The sequence below is a fragment of the Rhizobium mongolense subsp. loessense genome (assembly GCF_900099775.1).
GTDB lineage: Bacteria > Pseudomonadota > Alphaproteobacteria > Rhizobiales > Rhizobiaceae > Rhizobium > Rhizobium loessense.
This window is the reverse complement of record NZ_FMTM01000004.1, coordinates 67318-81596: the sequence shown is the minus strand read 5'-3', so window position 1 is coordinate 81596 and position 14279 is coordinate 67318. Positions and strand designations below refer to the sequence as shown.

10 protein-coding genes and 3 pseudogenes are annotated in these 14279 nt (G+C 60.0%); 6 read left to right on the top strand and 7 right to left on the bottom strand.

The window, feature by feature from the left end:
- Nucleotides 1-25 precede the first annotated feature (25 nt).
- The 3 genes and pseudogenes from BLP23_RS15320 to BLP23_RS15310 form a co-directional block, all read right to left on the bottom strand.
- Nucleotides 26-1318 (bottom strand): ABC transporter substrate-binding protein, encoded by a 1293-nt coding sequence (locus BLP23_RS15320; RefSeq protein WP_092585665.1) that lies wholly within the window; start codon nucleotides 1316-1318, stop codon nucleotides 26-28.
- A 47-nt stretch (nucleotides 1319-1365) separates the two neighbouring features.
- Complete coding sequence (locus BLP23_RS15315; protein ID WP_092585664.1) at nucleotides 1366-2376, bottom strand: LacI family DNA-binding transcriptional regulator; 1011 nt, start codon at nucleotides 2374-2376, stop codon at nucleotides 1366-1368.
- 231 nt (nucleotides 2377-2607) lie between these two features.
- Nucleotides 2608-2739 (bottom strand): annotated as a pseudogene (locus BLP23_RS15310) (ATP-binding protein); the annotation flags it as partial.
- A 111-nt stretch (nucleotides 2740-2850) separates the two neighbouring features.
- Here BLP23_RS15310 and BLP23_RS15305 point away from each other — a divergent pair.
- Together BLP23_RS15305 and BLP23_RS15300 are read left to right on the top strand one after the other, a co-directional pair.
- Nucleotides 2851-3207, top strand: coding sequence for an ArsR/SmtB family transcription factor (locus tag BLP23_RS15305; RefSeq protein WP_092585663.1), 357 nt, complete (start codon nucleotides 2851-2853; stop codon nucleotides 3205-3207).
- A complete protein-coding gene (locus BLP23_RS15300; RefSeq protein WP_092585662.1) occupies nucleotides 3191-3694 on the top strand; it encodes an SRPBCC family protein in 504 nt (167 codons plus the stop codon). The genes BLP23_RS15305 and BLP23_RS15300 overlap by 17 nt, the downstream gene beginning before the upstream one ends.
- A gap of 362 nt (nucleotides 3695-4056) precedes the next feature.
- Here the strand turns inward: BLP23_RS15300 and BLP23_RS15295 are convergent.
- From BLP23_RS15295 to BLP23_RS15285, 3 genes and pseudogenes are all read right to left on the bottom strand, one after another.
- Nucleotides 4057-4834: pseudogene (locus BLP23_RS15295) on the bottom strand (adenylate/guanylate cyclase domain-containing protein); the annotation flags it as partial.
- Between the two features lie 532 nt (nucleotides 4835-5366).
- Nucleotides 5367-6389: a DUF3095 family protein gene (locus tag BLP23_RS15290; protein ID WP_092585661.1), complete on the bottom strand. Its 1023-nt coding sequence runs from the start codon at nucleotides 6387-6389 to the stop codon at nucleotides 5367-5369.
- A gap of 100 nt (nucleotides 6390-6489) precedes the next feature.
- Nucleotides 6490-6885: an Ohr family peroxiredoxin gene (locus tag BLP23_RS15285; protein WP_092585660.1), complete on the bottom strand. Its 396-nt coding sequence runs from the start codon at nucleotides 6883-6885 to the stop codon at nucleotides 6490-6492.
- A 330-nt stretch (nucleotides 6886-7215) separates the two neighbouring features.
- Here BLP23_RS15285 and BLP23_RS15280 point away from each other — a divergent pair, with 330 nt between their 5' ends.
- The 3 genes from BLP23_RS15280 to BLP23_RS15270 all read left to right on the top strand — a co-directional run bounded on the left by BLP23_RS15280 (nucleotide 7216) and on the right by BLP23_RS15270 (nucleotide 11966).
- Nucleotides 7216-8523, top strand: a complete 1308-nt coding sequence (locus BLP23_RS15280; protein WP_092585659.1) for an epoxide hydrolase family protein — start codon at nucleotides 7216-7218, stop codon at nucleotides 8521-8523.
- Nucleotides 8524-8601: 78 nt separating this feature from the next.
- Nucleotides 8602-9021: an Ohr family peroxiredoxin gene (locus tag BLP23_RS15275; protein ID WP_208603158.1), complete on the top strand. Its 420-nt coding sequence runs from the start codon at nucleotides 8602-8604 to the stop codon at nucleotides 9019-9021.
- A 95-nt stretch (nucleotides 9022-9116) separates the two neighbouring features.
- Nucleotides 9117-11966 (top strand): ATP-binding protein, encoded by a 2850-nt coding sequence (locus BLP23_RS15270; RefSeq protein ID WP_092585657.1) that lies wholly within the window; start codon nucleotides 9117-9119, stop codon nucleotides 11964-11966.
- A gap of 508 nt (nucleotides 11967-12474) precedes the next feature.
- Here BLP23_RS15270 and BLP23_RS15265 read toward each other — a convergent pair.
- Entirely contained in the window at nucleotides 12475-13665 is a 1191-nt protein-coding gene (locus tag BLP23_RS15265; protein WP_167363897.1) for an aminotransferase class I/II-fold pyridoxal phosphate-dependent enzyme, read from the bottom strand.
- 288 nt (nucleotides 13666-13953) lie between these two features.
- On the opposite strand from BLP23_RS15265, the pseudogene BLP23_RS34545 reads away from it, so the two are divergent.
- Nucleotides 13954-14267, top strand: a pseudogene (locus tag BLP23_RS34545) (IS5/IS1182 family transposase); the annotation flags it as partial.
- Nucleotides 14268-14279: the final 12 nt, after the last annotated feature.

Here is a 14279-nt window from a genome sequence, read left to right as displayed (position 1 = left end):
GGAGAACCGGCCCCGTCAAAACCCCTTACTGCTGCTCGTCGAAGGGCGGGTAGCCGGAGTTGTCCTCGATATCCTCGTCGATCTTCTTGGCAGCGGCTGTCAGCGCTTCCTGCGCGTCACCACCGTTGAAGATCTTGTCGACGGCCTGCATGAAGGCCGAGGTGATCGTCGGATAAGCCGGGTGCGGCGGACGGGCGACCGCGGTCTTGGAAGCCTGCTCAAAGGCGATGGCGAGCGGACCGCCTTCCGCATAGAGCGGGGATTCGGCGGCGAAGCTCTTCAGGCCCGGATAGGCGGACTGGGTCTTGGCGTACTCCCGGTACTCCTTGTCCTTCAGCAGGAAGCTCAGGAACTTGCCGGCGATCTCAGGGTTTTCCGAGGTCGCGGAAATGCCCCAGATCCAGGTTCCGTTCGGGCTCACGCCCTTGTCGCCGATCTTCGGCAGCGGCATGACGACGATATTGTCCTTCATCGCTGCCGATGCCTCCGCGTAGAACCAGTGGCCGCCCACGGCGAGCGCGGCCGGCTGTCCCTCGGCGTAGAACTGGTTGGTGCCCGACGAAGTCGGTACGACCCAGCCCTTCTTCACCCAGTCCTGCATCATCGTCAGCGCCTTGACGCAGGCCTCGCCATCGAGCGTGCCGCTGGCCGTCCAAGTCTTGCGGTCGATCAGGTCGCAGCCGGCGCTTTCGAGCAGGGGGCCGTAGGCATAGGTGATCCACTCGGTCTTGATGCCGTAACCTCGGAAGGTGTCGATTGGCCACTTCACGCCTTCGAACTTGGAAAGCTTTTCGAGATAGCCTTCGAATTCCTCGCGGGTCCAGGCATCGTCGACCGTTTTCGGAATGCGGGCGCCAATGGCTTCAAGATATTTCTTGTTGCCGTAGAGCACGACCGAGGAGTCGGTGAGGCCGATCGCATAGAGGTCCTTGTCGATCGGATAGGTGCCCTGGGCGATATTCGAATCCGTCATGTCATCGAGCAGATCCTTGTCAATGAGCGGCTTGACGGGCTGCAGATAGCCGGACCAGACATAATTGGCGAGGAACGGAGCATCGAGTTCCATGATATCGGGCAGCTGTTTGGCCATGACGGCGGCGCTGAACTTTTCGTTATAGGCATCGTGCGGCGCGTAGATCATCTCGATGTCGACATCGGGATTGGCGGCCTCGAAGCGGGTGGCAACGTCGCCATAGGCCTTCACCCAGCCGGGATCGCCCTGGTGCATAACGTGGATGACGGTCTTCGCCTCGGCAAAACCGGCGGTTGCGACCAGCGCGGCGGACGCGAAGAGTGCAGAAAGTAAACGATTACCCATTGAAACCCTCATTTGGTATTCTCCTCCTGTTGGACACTATTCGATGTTCAGACGGATGCCCGTTCGACCAGATGGAACGGCAGTTTCCGCAGATGCGGCGGTTCGGGCTGCTCGGCCAGCAGGATCTCTATGGCGAGGCGGCCCATGGCGCGGTGCGGCAGGGCCATCGTCGTCAGTGGCGGGTCCAGCCGCGAGGCTAGCTCGACCTGGTTGTCGAAGCTTGCCACCGCGATATCATCCGGAATGCGAAGGCCGGCGCGGGCAAGCGCCGCATAGACTTCCATCGCCACGCGGTCATTGCCGCACAAGATGGCATCCGGCCGTTGACCGGATTTCAAAAGCGCCTCCACATGAGAGGCAACAAGGCTTGGCGCGCGGTCACTGTAGACGCTGCGGCGCACCGCCGGTAACACGCCGACGGGGTCGATGCCCCCCTCCTCAAGTGCTGCACGAAACCCCATTTCGCGTAGCGTGCCGGCGAGAATGCCCGGCAGGTTGATGAAGGCGATGCGCCGGCGGCCGGCGACGAGGAGATAACGCACGATCTCCCGCGCGCCGCCCTCTTCGTCCGGCACCAGCGCGGTGACGCGGCCGGCAGCTTCGCGGCAGTTGATCATGACGCCGACGCCGCCCGCCAACCTGTCCGACAGGGCGACATCCTTGTGGTACATGGCGGCATAAGCAACGGCGCGCGGCCGGAACTGCTGCACCTCGTCGAGCACCGAGCCGATAGACTGGCCGCTGCTGTGGTTGACCGCAAAGACCGCCATGCCGGCGCCGCGGGCCGCCCCGTCGAGGCCACGCACGATCTCGGTGGCGAAGGGCGAAGTGATGAGGCCGTCGGAGACGACGCCGACCAGCGGCAGCCAGCCCTGACGCACGCCACGCGCTGCAAGGTTGGTCACGTAGCCGAGTTCTTCCGCAATGGCCTTGATCTTCTGGCGCGTATCGTCCGACATGCGGGCGGAGCCGCCGTGCAATGCGCCGGAAACCGTCTTTACCGAGACGCCCGCACGTTCCGCGATGTCAGAAAGCGATACTGCCACGATCTTCACCATCCTCCTTGGGTGATCGATTACCCAATAGTGGCAGCCGACGCGTTTTGTCAAGCGGCTTTTCACGCGCACTGCTCGGCGTGACGAACGCCTATCTGTCAATCGGCGCACAAAACTGACCCCTTATCGGCGTGCGATCTCCACCCCCTGTAGACGATCAGCGCTTGGCCTGCCCGGCGCTGATCAGGGTTGCAAAAGGGTAGGCCAAGTACGGGTGACTGGGGTCTTTCGGCTTTAACTTTGAGAGCGGTTCTTTAAACGCCAGGATTCGCTTCCGGTTTCAACGATCTCAATGGGGGGCAGGCGGTCGAGTAGCGTCGTCGTCATCTTCGCATCGCCGAACACCGACGGCCATTCGCCGAAAGCAGACGATTTCGCTGCCGCCGCCGCGGGGTGTGATCTCGAATGACCGATCTACGACAGGGAAAGTTCGGGACGCTTGCGTTTCCTGCGCGAGCAAGATAAACACTGAACTATATGGTTCAGTATGCAAGTCCTCCCCTCGATTTCTCGTTCGCGGCGCTGTCCGATGCGACCCGCCGCGGGATCATCGATCAGCTCGGGCGAGGGGACGCGTCGATCACCAGTCTCGCGGATACGTTCCAGATGACGCTGACCGGCATGAAGAAGCATGTCCAGGTTCTCGAGCGGGCGGGGCTCGTCGTCACGCAGAAGGTCGGACGGGTGAGAACCTGCAAGCTTGGGAAACGCGGCCTCAAGGCAGAGGCCGAGTGGATCGAGGCGCATCGCAAGCTCTTCGAGGCCCGCTTCGAAGCATTGGACGAAATCATCAGCGAGATGAAACAGGAGGGAAGCGATGAATCAGCAAGTTAACAGTGCAGGTGGTGCTCAGAACCGCACGTCAGTCGAGCGCAAAGGGGATCGCGAACTCGTTGTAACGCGGACATTCAATGCGCCGCCGAGCACGGTTTACAGGGCGTGGAGCCAGCCCGAGCTGTTCCAGCGCTGGTGGGTGCCAAAATCGGCATCCGGCGTTTCGCTCGTATCGTGCGATATGGACGTCCGTACCGGCGGCAAATATCGGCTGGAATTCGGCGCCGGCGGTTCGGACACCATGGCCTTCTACGGCAAGTATCTCGAGGTGGTTCCGAACGAGCGCATCGTCTGGACCAACGACGAGGGCGAAGAGGGCGCGGTCACGACCGTGACCTTCGAGGACCAGGGCGGGAAAACGCTGCTGAATCTCCACGAAGTCTATCCGTCCAAGGAGGCGCTTGAGGAAGCACTACAGGGCGGGGCGGCCGCATTGCCGGAGCAGTTGGAACAGCTCGGCGAATTGCTTTCCAGCATAGGCGAGTAGCGCGGATCGGGAAACTCGCCTCGGGGGAACGTCTGCTCTTGGGAAGTGACTCCACCGGCCTTTCCGGCCGGAGCGGGGGCGCGTTCCGGACATGGTCCAAGTCGCCTGTCGGCCCGAAGCGGCCGCTCTCGTGCCAAACCAGCCAGTGTCTCCAACAGGGGGAAAGCGGTCGCTCGACGAATTCCCTTGTGAGACCGGGATGCGCGCCAACAGCGGACACTGATTCACGAGTAATGGATTTCGGCGTACGCCAGCGAATGGAGCAGTTGGTCGGCGCGATGAGCAACCCAGTCGAGCGGTCATTCAGGGCTGCAGGACAGAATCGGCAAAGAGGTGATGTGTCATGCATGGTATCTTATGCCTTAGTCCATGGCCGATGGGTCGTTAATGGTGAAGATCGCAACCGGCTTGGACCTGCCACGAATGGGCGTTTCTCCGAGCGATCGTGTGCGCAGTTTTCCGTCCGTCCGGGCGAGCGTCTCGCCACTCAACACGATCTCCACACCATGCTCCTTGGCGACGCCCACCAGACGGCTGGAAAGGTTCACCGCATCGCCGATCGCCGTGTAGCTCAGGCGTTCGGCCGAACCGATATTGCCGACCAGCGCCACGCCAGTGTTGAGGCCGATCCGCACACGAACTGCGTTATGCTTGGGCGAGATTTGCGGTATGGCATGCATGGCGTCGCGGATCGAGGCCGCCGCGCGGCAGGCGCGCAGAGCGTGATCCGGCTCGTCATGTGGTGCATTCCAGATCGCCATCACCGAGTCGCCGATAAATTTATCGACGGTACCGCCCTCGGCATGAATGGCGGCAATCGATAGCGTCAGAAAGCGTGTCAGGCTTGGCTCGACACCGACACCAAGTTCTTCCGTGAGCTCGGTGAATCCTGGCAAGTCCGCAAACAGCACGGTTATCTCCCGGAGCTCACCCCCAGGCTTAGGCTCGATGCGACCGTCAACTAGGGGGACGGACGACATCAACTGGCATGAAACGCGCGAAGGCGGAAAGACCGTTCGACATGCGTTTCAGCGCCAGGGAAAGATCGTCGAGCTCGGTCAGCAGTGTTGGACGATGCCGGACGGCATCGAGCTCGAACTTCTCGATCAGCCGCAGTTTGCCAGAGGTGGCCTTACAAGGTCCAGAGGGTTCTATGATACGGAGGAAAGGACGACGTCCGTTTTGGGTCCAGAAGCGGAAATTATTGCCGCTCCAAGCACATGTTGACTGAGGCCCAAAGCCAGGGCACAAAGGTGGCATCCATGGTCGCTCGCGACGGAAAAATAGAGGGATTTCAAGGTGATTTCGATAAGCCATTGAAATCATGTGAGAATCCAAGGTCTCCAGGCAGGCGAATTTTATGCCTGCAGACCCCGCCTTTTGGTAGGCAAATATCCTGACGAAAAATGTATTTTTTTCAGCTACTTACCGACTTTTTGCAGCAGGCGGCTCAGCGATTTCGTAGAACCGAAAACAAAATTCATAGCCGCACGAAAACTGGCTGGGGACCCAATTGTTACGTTAGCGATCATTCCATTGTCCGCTTCGCGCCGAACGCGAACCAACAGATCTTCGCTTGATGGGATTCGAACCGCGCGCTCCTTACACAAGTATTCTACTTGTTATCTCGTTTCTGGTTGGGAAATTCGGTCGGACACGACGGTACGCGCGCTTAACCATCCGAACTTTGAGCCTCCAGCATCGCGGCCGCCTTCGTATATCCGCCGCCCATGCCGTCCAGGAAATGAAGGTGGGAAGCGCGATTGCCAGAAGGCACTAAGCAGGTCATCAGAGCGTGGGACTGCCGATGCAGACCAAAGCTGATTTCCCCGCGATCCCTGGCTGCGACGAGAAGTGCCTCAACCTTGCGGATCTGTGCTGTCGTGCAGTCCAACGTCAAACGCAACACATCGTCGTACCTGCGATAGTCCGAATTCGAAACAACGTCGGACCAGCCCCTGCCACCGAGGTAGTCTGCGACTTCAGTCGTGATGGCGATATCGTCCGGCACGGGGCGCGAACGTCCCTCGCCCGCTTCAAGAATTGCGAGTATCTGTCGCGCAAGAATTGCAAAATGCTGTGATTGGCTATGATTGCTGGGTTCAACGAGAAGAGAGAGGATCTCTCCGCGTTGGCTAGGGATCGGTGCCCATTCACAGGTCAGTCCCGTCAGGTCCGGCGGCGTGCTTGATGGGCTCGGCGAGATTGTATATTTCCCCGCCTTTATCTGCCGATCAGCCCAGTTCAGGCCGCCTCCAGCGAACATCGCATAGGTGGCAGCGTCGGACGCGGCAAACTGGGCCGTCCTCACATCGCTTCCACTTGCCCGTATTTCCCTCACCGAGACCAGCCCGGCACGCAGGCCAAGTTGGAGAACGTCTCGGGCGTATGCCGTAGTCTGCTGGAGAACAGTCGTCGCGGATGCCAGTTGGCCGGGATGGACGGCGAACGCTGCACCGTCGCCGCGAAAGACGAATGGAAAGTCGAAACTGTTCCATGCATTCCCAAGGGCGGCGATAGCGGATGCACCCGCATAATTGACATCCTTGTAGCGACCCAAAGCGATCGCCGAGGTTGAATCGATAACATCGGTTATTCCGACGAACCAGTCATCCGGCAATGGTTGGTAGAGATCGGTGTCAAGCAGGTCGGCGAAGTCACGGTATGCGGCACGTTGCGTGTCGAACTTCAACATTGGATTGCCTCCGGGTTTCTCGCACTGCTTTTGTGATCGATAGCGCCAAAATATTTGCCGGGTCTGCCCGCCATGTGCGGGCAGGCCCGAGAGATTGTGCTCAGACGAGGTTGGTCACAATGTTGACGTTGCCGTGCGTTGCCTTGGAGTACGGGCAAATGCTGTGCGCGGCGTCGAGCAGTTCGCGAGCGATCCCAGGATCGACGCCGGGCACGCTGACATTGAAACGGGCGCTCAGGAAGTAATTGCCGTCATCGACGTTCAGATCGATCTCAGCATCGACCGCTATCCCGGCCGGGAGCTTGATCTGCTTCTGGGAGGCGGTGACCTCGATGGCACCCATGTAGCAGGCCGACCAGGCGGCACCGAAGAGGTTTTCGGCAGCCGGATGCGGCTGCTTCATCTTGACGTCGAGAAAGCCGTCGCTGCTGCGGGCTCCACCGTCGCGGCCGTTGGTGTTGTGCGTCTTGCCAGTAAAGAGAACCTTGTGGGTCATAGCGAATATCCTGTCCTAGGTTTTGATGATTGATCGTCTGCACCTTGTGCTGACCTAAGAGGTACGCCACCGCGACAGGAACCGCACGTTATGCGTTGTTAGACGTCATTAGCTGCGATGAGCGCCCTCTGCCAACGTGCGCCGTGGGTAGCATACGAAACGCTGAGCCGGCGGGGCTTTGGAAGCAACCGGAGACGCGGCTTCCGGTGAGCATCGGGCCACTATCATCATCTAACAACGCCTAACGTGTGCATTCGACGACCTCGGCGTACCTCTTGGAGCAGCACAGGGGTGCAGACGATCAACCCAATGTTTCCGAGGAGAATGATCATGACCGCAATCAAGACTGACGTTATCAACGAGGACCGCCGGCGCCTGCTGGGTGCCGCAGCATCCGGGATCGCCGCCCTGGGTATCGTGAGTTTGCTTCCCACATATTCGAGGGCAGCGACGGGATCCGATACCATCCGCCCCTTCCGGGTCAACATTCCCGAAGCGGATCTCGATGACCTTCGCAACCGCCTCGCCCGCACGCGGCTGCCCGAAAAAGAGACCGTTGGCGACTTTACCCAAGGGGTACCGCTGAAGACGACCAGGCAGTTGCTGGATCACTGGCAGAACAAATATGACTGGCGCAAGGTCGAGGCTCGGATCAACGCCGTGCCGAATTTCATCACCGAGATCGACGGGCTGGACATCCATTTCATCCACGTCCGCTCCAGGCACGAAAACGCCCTGCCCCTGATCGTGACGCACGGATGGCCTGGTTCGATCATCGAGCAGTTGAAGATCATCGGCCCGCTCACTGAGCCGACAGCCCATGGCGGCAGCGCCTCGGATGCATTCCACATCGTCATCCCGTCGATGCCGGGCTACGGTTTCTCCGGAAAGCCCGAAGCGACCGGATGGGGACCGGAACGCATCGCAACCGCCTGGACAACCCTGATGCGACGCCTGGGCTACACCCAGTTTGTTGCGCAAGGAGGCGATTGGGGTGCGGTCGTGACCGACATGATCGGCGTGCAGGCTCCCCCGGAACTGCTCGGCATCCATACCAACATGCCGGGCGCGATTCCCGACGCCATCAATAACGCAGCCTTCGCCGGGGCGCCGGCCCCGGCAAATCTCTCGGGTGAAGAAAAACATTCATACGATCAGCTCGTCTTCTTCTACAAGCATGTCTCCTACGCATTTCTGATGGGAACCCGTCCGCAGACCCTCACCGGGTTGACGGACTCTCCGATCGCTCTTGCGACCTACATGCTCGATCACGACGGGGCGAGCCTGGAAATGATCGCCCGATCGTTCGACGGCCAGGATGAAGGCCTCAGCCCTGACGATGTACTCGACAACGTGACGTTGTTCTGGCTGACAAACACCGGCGTATCGGCTGCGCGCCTTTACTGGGAGAACAAGCTGGCATTCTTCGCTGCGAAGGGCGTCAAAGTGCCTGCCGCGGTCAGCGTCTTCCCGGACGAACTCTACCAGACACCACGTGCCTGGGCCGAAAAGGCGTACCCAAATCTCGTGCACTACAACAAGCTTCCCAAGGGTGGACACTTCGCAGCGTGGGAGCAGCCGAAGCTTTTCACCGACGAGGTGCGCTCTGGCTTCCGCAGCCTTCGCAAACCCGGCTGAACATAGGCTGAAGCCTCGGCGCGTGCACTGCACGCGCCGATTTCTCCAACGGGAGCTCGACGCTCAAGAGACAATTCCATGAAAAAGACCATGCATCTGATCTACACGGCCACCACCGAAACCACCGGTGGACGCGACAACGGCGTCGCCCGCAGCACGGATGGTGTTCTCGACATTAGGCTCTCGGATCCCGGTTCGACCCGCATTGGGACTAATCCCGAACAGCTCATGGCAGCGGGATGGTCGACGAGCTTCGCAAGCTCTGTGGCACAGGTCGCTCGCGAGACTGGAGTGCCTCTGTCCGCCAACGTCAGGATCCATACCGAAGTGGATCTTTCGTCAGACGACGATGAATTTGTCATCGGCGTTCGGCTTATCATCCAACTTCCCGGTGTGGGACGCGACGTCGCTTCGAGGTTGATCGAAGAGGCACGGCGGATCTGTCCCTTTTCGAAGGCTACACGGGGCAATGTCGAGGTCGCTATTACGATCGTGTGAACGAACGGACGGTTGGGAACAGCCAATAGTCCACAATGGCGGCACCGAGGCCATTGGAGTATAAGGAGCCAATTGCAGCACCTGGGGCAAAAGCCATGAGCAATGTCGGCGACACTACGGCGGACGAGCTATCCTTCGGTCCGTTCCGCTTGAGTGTCGGCCAACGACTTCTTACGAAGGATGGCGTTCGGATCGATCTGGGTGCGCGTGCCCTCGACTTGCTGATTGCTCTGACTCTTGCGCCCAATGTGGTCGTTGCCAAGAAGGACCTGATTTCCCGCGTCTGGCCTGATGTCATTGTGGACGAAGGCAGCCTGCGTTTTCACATGACGGGGCTGAGGAAGGCGCTTGGCGATGGGCAGGACGGCGCGCGCTACATCACGACTATCGCCGGAAGAGGCTATTGTTTCGTAGCGCCAATCTCGCGATCCGGCCGCTTGCGACAAGGTTCCGCCGCCCCTGATTTCCCACACGCCCTGCTGCCGGGCCGACTTGACCGCATGGTCGGACGAGAGCAGGACGTTCAGCGTCTGGCCGAGAAATTGATGACGTCGCGGATGGTTACTATCGTCGGCGTCGGCGGCGTCGGAAAGACCACCGTCGCCACCGCGGTTGCGCATCACCTCGCCCCCACCTTCAACGGGGCGGTCCTGTTTGCCGACTATGGCATGTTGAGCGATCCGGGTCTGGTCGCGGCCGGTATAGCCTCGATGCTCGGTCTGCCAGTTGGATCCGACGATGTCCGTCCTAGCCTGATCGCCTACCTGCGCGACAAGCAAATCCTGCTGATCCTCGATACCTGTGAGCACCTGATAGATGCCATCGCGGATCTAGTGGCAACGATTGTCGACGCCGCGCCGCAGGTGTTTCTCCTCGCAACGAGCCGGGAAGCGCTGAGGATCGAAGCTGAAAGCGTTTACAGGCTCGACACCCTCGCTTGCCCGCCGGATGATCCGGAACTTTCCATCGAGACAGTTCTTTCCTTTCCGGCAACGCGGCTGTTCATCGAACGCGCTGCGGCGAGCGGGGCGTCTCTTAATCTCAGCGACCAGGAAGTTCGCGTCGTTGCGGGCATCTGCCGGAAACTCGACGGCATGGCGCTCGCTCTGGAACTCGCCGCCCGCCGCGTCGAGAGCTATGGGCTCACCCAGACTGCCACGCTTCTCGATCGGCATTTGACATTGGGATGGACAGGATCGCGGGCAGCACCGCCGCGACAAAAAACGCTTCAGGCAACGCTCGACTGGAGCTTCGGGCTCCTTACAGAAGTGGAGCGCCTCGTGCTTCGGCGATTGGCAGTCTTCGTCGGCGACTTCACACTTGATGCCGCACTGGAAGTGATTTCCACCTCCGAGATGCATCCGCCGTCCGTCTTCGAAGCGATCGACAATCTTGTCGCCAAATCGTTGCTCGCAACCCATCCCCTGGGCGCGATGATGCGCTACCGCCTGTTGGACACGACACGGGCCTATGCGCTCCAATCTCAGACCGAAGCGGAGCGCGCCGGACTGGGGGCGCGTCACGCGACCTATTATCGACGTTGGCTCGAGCAATTCGGCCCGGATTGGCCGACGTTGTCGACAGGGCTTGAGCGGTTGCCGTACTTCGTGAGCATCAACAATGTTCGCGCGGCACTGGAGTGGTGCTTCGGAGAACACGGCGACATTGATGTCGGCATTAGGCTTGCTGCTGCCGCGGCGTCCGTTTTCCAGGTCATGTCGCTCTTTCCCGAGTGCCAGCGATGGTCGGAACGCGCGCTCCTTGCGCTGGATGACGCGTCGAAAGGAAGCATCGAGGAGATGCACCTGCAAGCGGGTCTTGGAATTTCCCGAATGTATCTTCAAGGCGGCCGCGAAACCTCGCAGGCCGCCCTCGTTCGCAGCCTGCAAATCGCAGAAGAGCGGGGCAATGCGCTCGACCAATTGCGTATCTTGGGCCCGTTGAGCATGTTGAGCCTGCGCATCGGCGATTTCAACGCTGCCCTTCGCTACGCGCGTCGTTGCTCTGCAATCGCCATGACGGTGGACGATCCTGCCACGGTTGAACTGGGTCGCTTTTTTCTCGGTAATTCGCTGCATTTCACGGGTGATCTGATTAATGCGCGGATCGAACTCGAGGCGGCAGCGAGAAGCGAACCGCGGTCGCAGAGAACCCCTGCCAGCTATGTTGGCTTCGAAGGGAGACATCTCGCCGGGGGGATTCTGGCCCGGAATCTGTGGCTGCAAGGCTATCCGGCGCAAGCTGACTGCCGGGCGCGCCAGGCGATCAGCGATGCAGCCAAGTTGGATCATTCCCTGACCCTATGCATCGCACTTCTGGGCGGAATTGCTGTCTTCCTGTGGCGGGATGATCTGCCGAGTGCCGAGGAGCATATCGAATGGTTGATCTCGCGCGCAGGGCTGCATTTCCTCTCACCGTACGTGTCCGTAGCTCAAGGTTTTCAGGGCGAAGTAGCCATCCGCCGCGGAGACGTGAAAGCCGGGATCGAGACGCTGCGTCGATGCATCGAGAAGCTTCACTCCGCGACCTACGAGGTGTTCACGACCATGCTCGAGATATCGCTGGTCAAGGGATTGGTGGCAATCGGCGAATTTGACGAAGGCCTGAGCAGAATCAACCGAACCATCGAGCTCGTCGAGAAGAACGGCGACCTTTGCTACCTGCCGGAGCTATTACGCATCAGAGCGAACCTGCTTTTGTCGATGCCGGGTTCTCTGGCCATTGATGCCGAGGCATGCTTCACGCGGTCGCTTGAGCAGAGCCGGAACACGGGCGCACGCGCATGGGAGCTACGAACTGCGACCGATCTCGCTGCGTTTTGGGTCGGCGACGGACGGGTGCGCGATGCGCGGGCACTGTTACAGCCAGTGTTCGAACGATTTGGCGAAGGCTTGGACACTGCGGACGTGATGGCCGCCGAACGACTGTTGGAAAAACTGTACTGACCTTCTGCTGACGTTGGCGAGAAACCCGTGGCTTTTCTGTCGGGAAAGCATTGTTGCCGTATTTCGGCAATGTCTGCTTTGGGGGTCATAGCGGAAATAATTGCCGCTATACCCCTCCGGTTGACTGAGGCCCAAACCCAGGGCACAAAGGTGGCATCCACGGTCGCTCGCGATGGAAAAACAGAGGAAATTTCAAGGCGATTTCTCTAAGCCTTTGAAATCATGTGAGAATCCAAGGTCCCCAGGCATGCACAATCTGGGATTGTAGCTGCTCGATTTTCTGGATCACCGACGTCTTCCGGATTCCTCCGATCTTGCAATTACTTCCACCTTTTCTCGGCGGATCACCCGCTCCATTATCAAGTGAGGATTGCAATCTGCGATTGTACAATAATTTAGCTGGGGACCCAGTTTCCTACAACAGGATCTTCCGCTTCGCGCCACAAGCGGACTAAATGTGTCCGATCCGACGTCAGGAGCCCCCGTGTGGGCTACTGCTCGCCAGGAGTTAGGCTGCGACTTCCCTTATCGCTCGCGCAAAGACGGGCAAAGAGCGCTCCACCATGCCGTCGTTTGCAGTCAAACTGATCCGCAGACGTCCAGGCAATTGGGCGACGCTGCCGGGCAGCACCCAGACACCGTCAGTTGCGAGACGTGCCGCGAAGGCCATGTCGTCCGGTATCGGGGAGCGCGGAATGAGATAGAAGGTACCTTCAGGCACCGGCAGGTCGTATCCCGCTGCCCTCAAGCCTTCGACCATGCGATCGCGGCGTCGCGCGAGGGCTGCGACATCTATGCTGAGCTTCTCGAGATCAGGCAGTGCCCGCTGCAGGGTACGGCCGGCAAAAGCCCAACCGTGCGAAACCTGCGCCATGTCGACAGCCTCACGCAGCCTTATGCGATCAGCCTCGGGCATGTCCGCCCCGAGTGCGAGCCAGCCCAGGCGCTCGCCGGGCGCGAGCAAGGTCTTGCCGAAGGAATAGGCGATCAGCGTGTGCGGGTAGCTCTCGGCCGGACTGATATGCGCATTGCCGTCAAACACCAGTCGCGCATAGGGCTCGTCGGCAAGGAGATAAATCACCTTGCCAAATCTTTCGGACGCGGCCACGAGCTTGTCGGCGAGCGCGTCGAGTTGAGCGCGGGGAAAGATGCGGCCGGTCGGGTTGTGCGGCGTGTTGACCACTACCACGCGGGTGCGCGGGGTGATCGCTGCCTCGATCCTTTCGAGATCGAGGTCATAGGTTCCCGGTGCTAGGTCGACGGCGACGGGTGTCCCTGCCGCGCCGCGAATCTGGGCACCATAGGCGAACCAGCCGGGACGCGGATAGATGACCTCCTCTCCCACCTCGAGCACGGCGAGCAGCGCGGCCGCTATCGCGCCGAACCCTCCGGCGGTGATCGCAATGTCGTCTGGCTTGTAGTCACGGCTTCGCGCCTGACTGAGCGAACGGGCCACCGTTTCGCGCGCCAGCGCTTCATACTTTTTATAACCGAACCAGTGAACATCCTGGGGCTCGACGTGGCGGATCAATGCATCGACAAATCCACGCAACGGCGTTTCCTGCGGATTGCCGAACATGAAATCGCAGGCATCAGGCCCCAGGCCGTCGCCCTCCAGGACGTTTCGCGCAAAATCCATGACCGTGCGCATTTCCTCGGTGACGGAGAGCATCCGGCTGGACACGGTGGCGATTGGCACGACGCACCCCCCTGCTGCAGGCGGCGCATGTCCCTCGACGAAACCGCCCCTTGCCTGCATTACCATTTTTGGCGGCATGCGCGTAGCAGAAAGTTCTTGTGTATTTTCCGATGCGCAATCTGCAGAGGACCGACGCACGCAACCGTGGTAGGACCAATGGCCGCTTTGGGGCCGGGAACGGATGGGCAGGTTTCCGGCGCAGGATCGGCAAAAGAGGACGCTGATTCTCGCAGAGATTTAGGACAACGGTTTGCGTGCATCCGTGAAGCAGTGCTGCGCAGAAACGGTTGGCTGGTGCACGAGCAAGGCATCAAGCCGCACATTCCGGTCTTCGATAAGTCGGGCAGAACAGATGGCACATCTCCCGCAAGGACTTTACTTGGGATCGGCAGAACGACGTTTACCGCTGCCCCGCAGACAAGGTGTTGACCACCAGCGGCACTATCGTCAACGACAACCAGCTTCCGTACCGCGCGAGCAAATACGATTGCGAGGTCTGCGAACTCAAAACGAGATGCTGCCCAAAAGAACAGGCACGGAAGGTTCCGCGATCAATCCATGAGGGGGCCCGGGGCATGGCACGCGATATCGCCAAAACGGACGCCTAGCCTTGC

Excerpts from the sequence above, each read along its gene's own strand:
- BLP23_RS15320 (WP_092585665.1), bottom strand. The coding sequence starts at position 1,318 with ATGGGTAATCGTTTACTTTCTGCACTCTTCGCGTCCGCCGCGCTGGTC.
- BLP23_RS15315 (WP_092585664.1), bottom strand. The coding sequence starts at position 2,376 with ATGGTGAAGATCGTGGCAGTATCGCTTTCTGACATCGCGGAACGTGCG.
- BLP23_RS15305 (WP_092585663.1), top strand. The coding sequence starts at position 2,851 with ATGGTTCAGTATGCAAGTCCTCCCCTCGATTTCTCGTTCGCGGCGCTG.
- BLP23_RS15300 (WP_092585662.1), top strand. The coding sequence starts at position 3,191 with ATGAATCAGCAAGTTAACAGTGCAGGTGGTGCTCAGAACCGCACGTCA.
- BLP23_RS15290 (WP_092585661.1), bottom strand. The coding sequence starts at position 6,389 with ATGTTGAAGTTCGACACGCAACGTGCCGCATACCGTGACTTCGCCGAC.
- BLP23_RS15285 (WP_092585660.1), bottom strand. The coding sequence starts at position 6,885 with ATGACCCACAAGGTTCTCTTTACTGGCAAGACGCACAACACCAACGGC.
- BLP23_RS15280 (WP_092585659.1), top strand. The coding sequence starts at position 7,216 with ATGACCGCAATCAAGACTGACGTTATCAACGAGGACCGCCGGCGCCTG.
- BLP23_RS15275 (WP_208603158.1), top strand. The coding sequence starts at position 8,602 with ATGAAAAAGACCATGCATCTGATCTACACGGCCACCACCGAAACCACC.
- BLP23_RS15270 (WP_092585657.1), top strand. The coding sequence starts at position 9,117 with ATGAGCAATGTCGGCGACACTACGGCGGACGAGCTATCCTTCGGTCCG.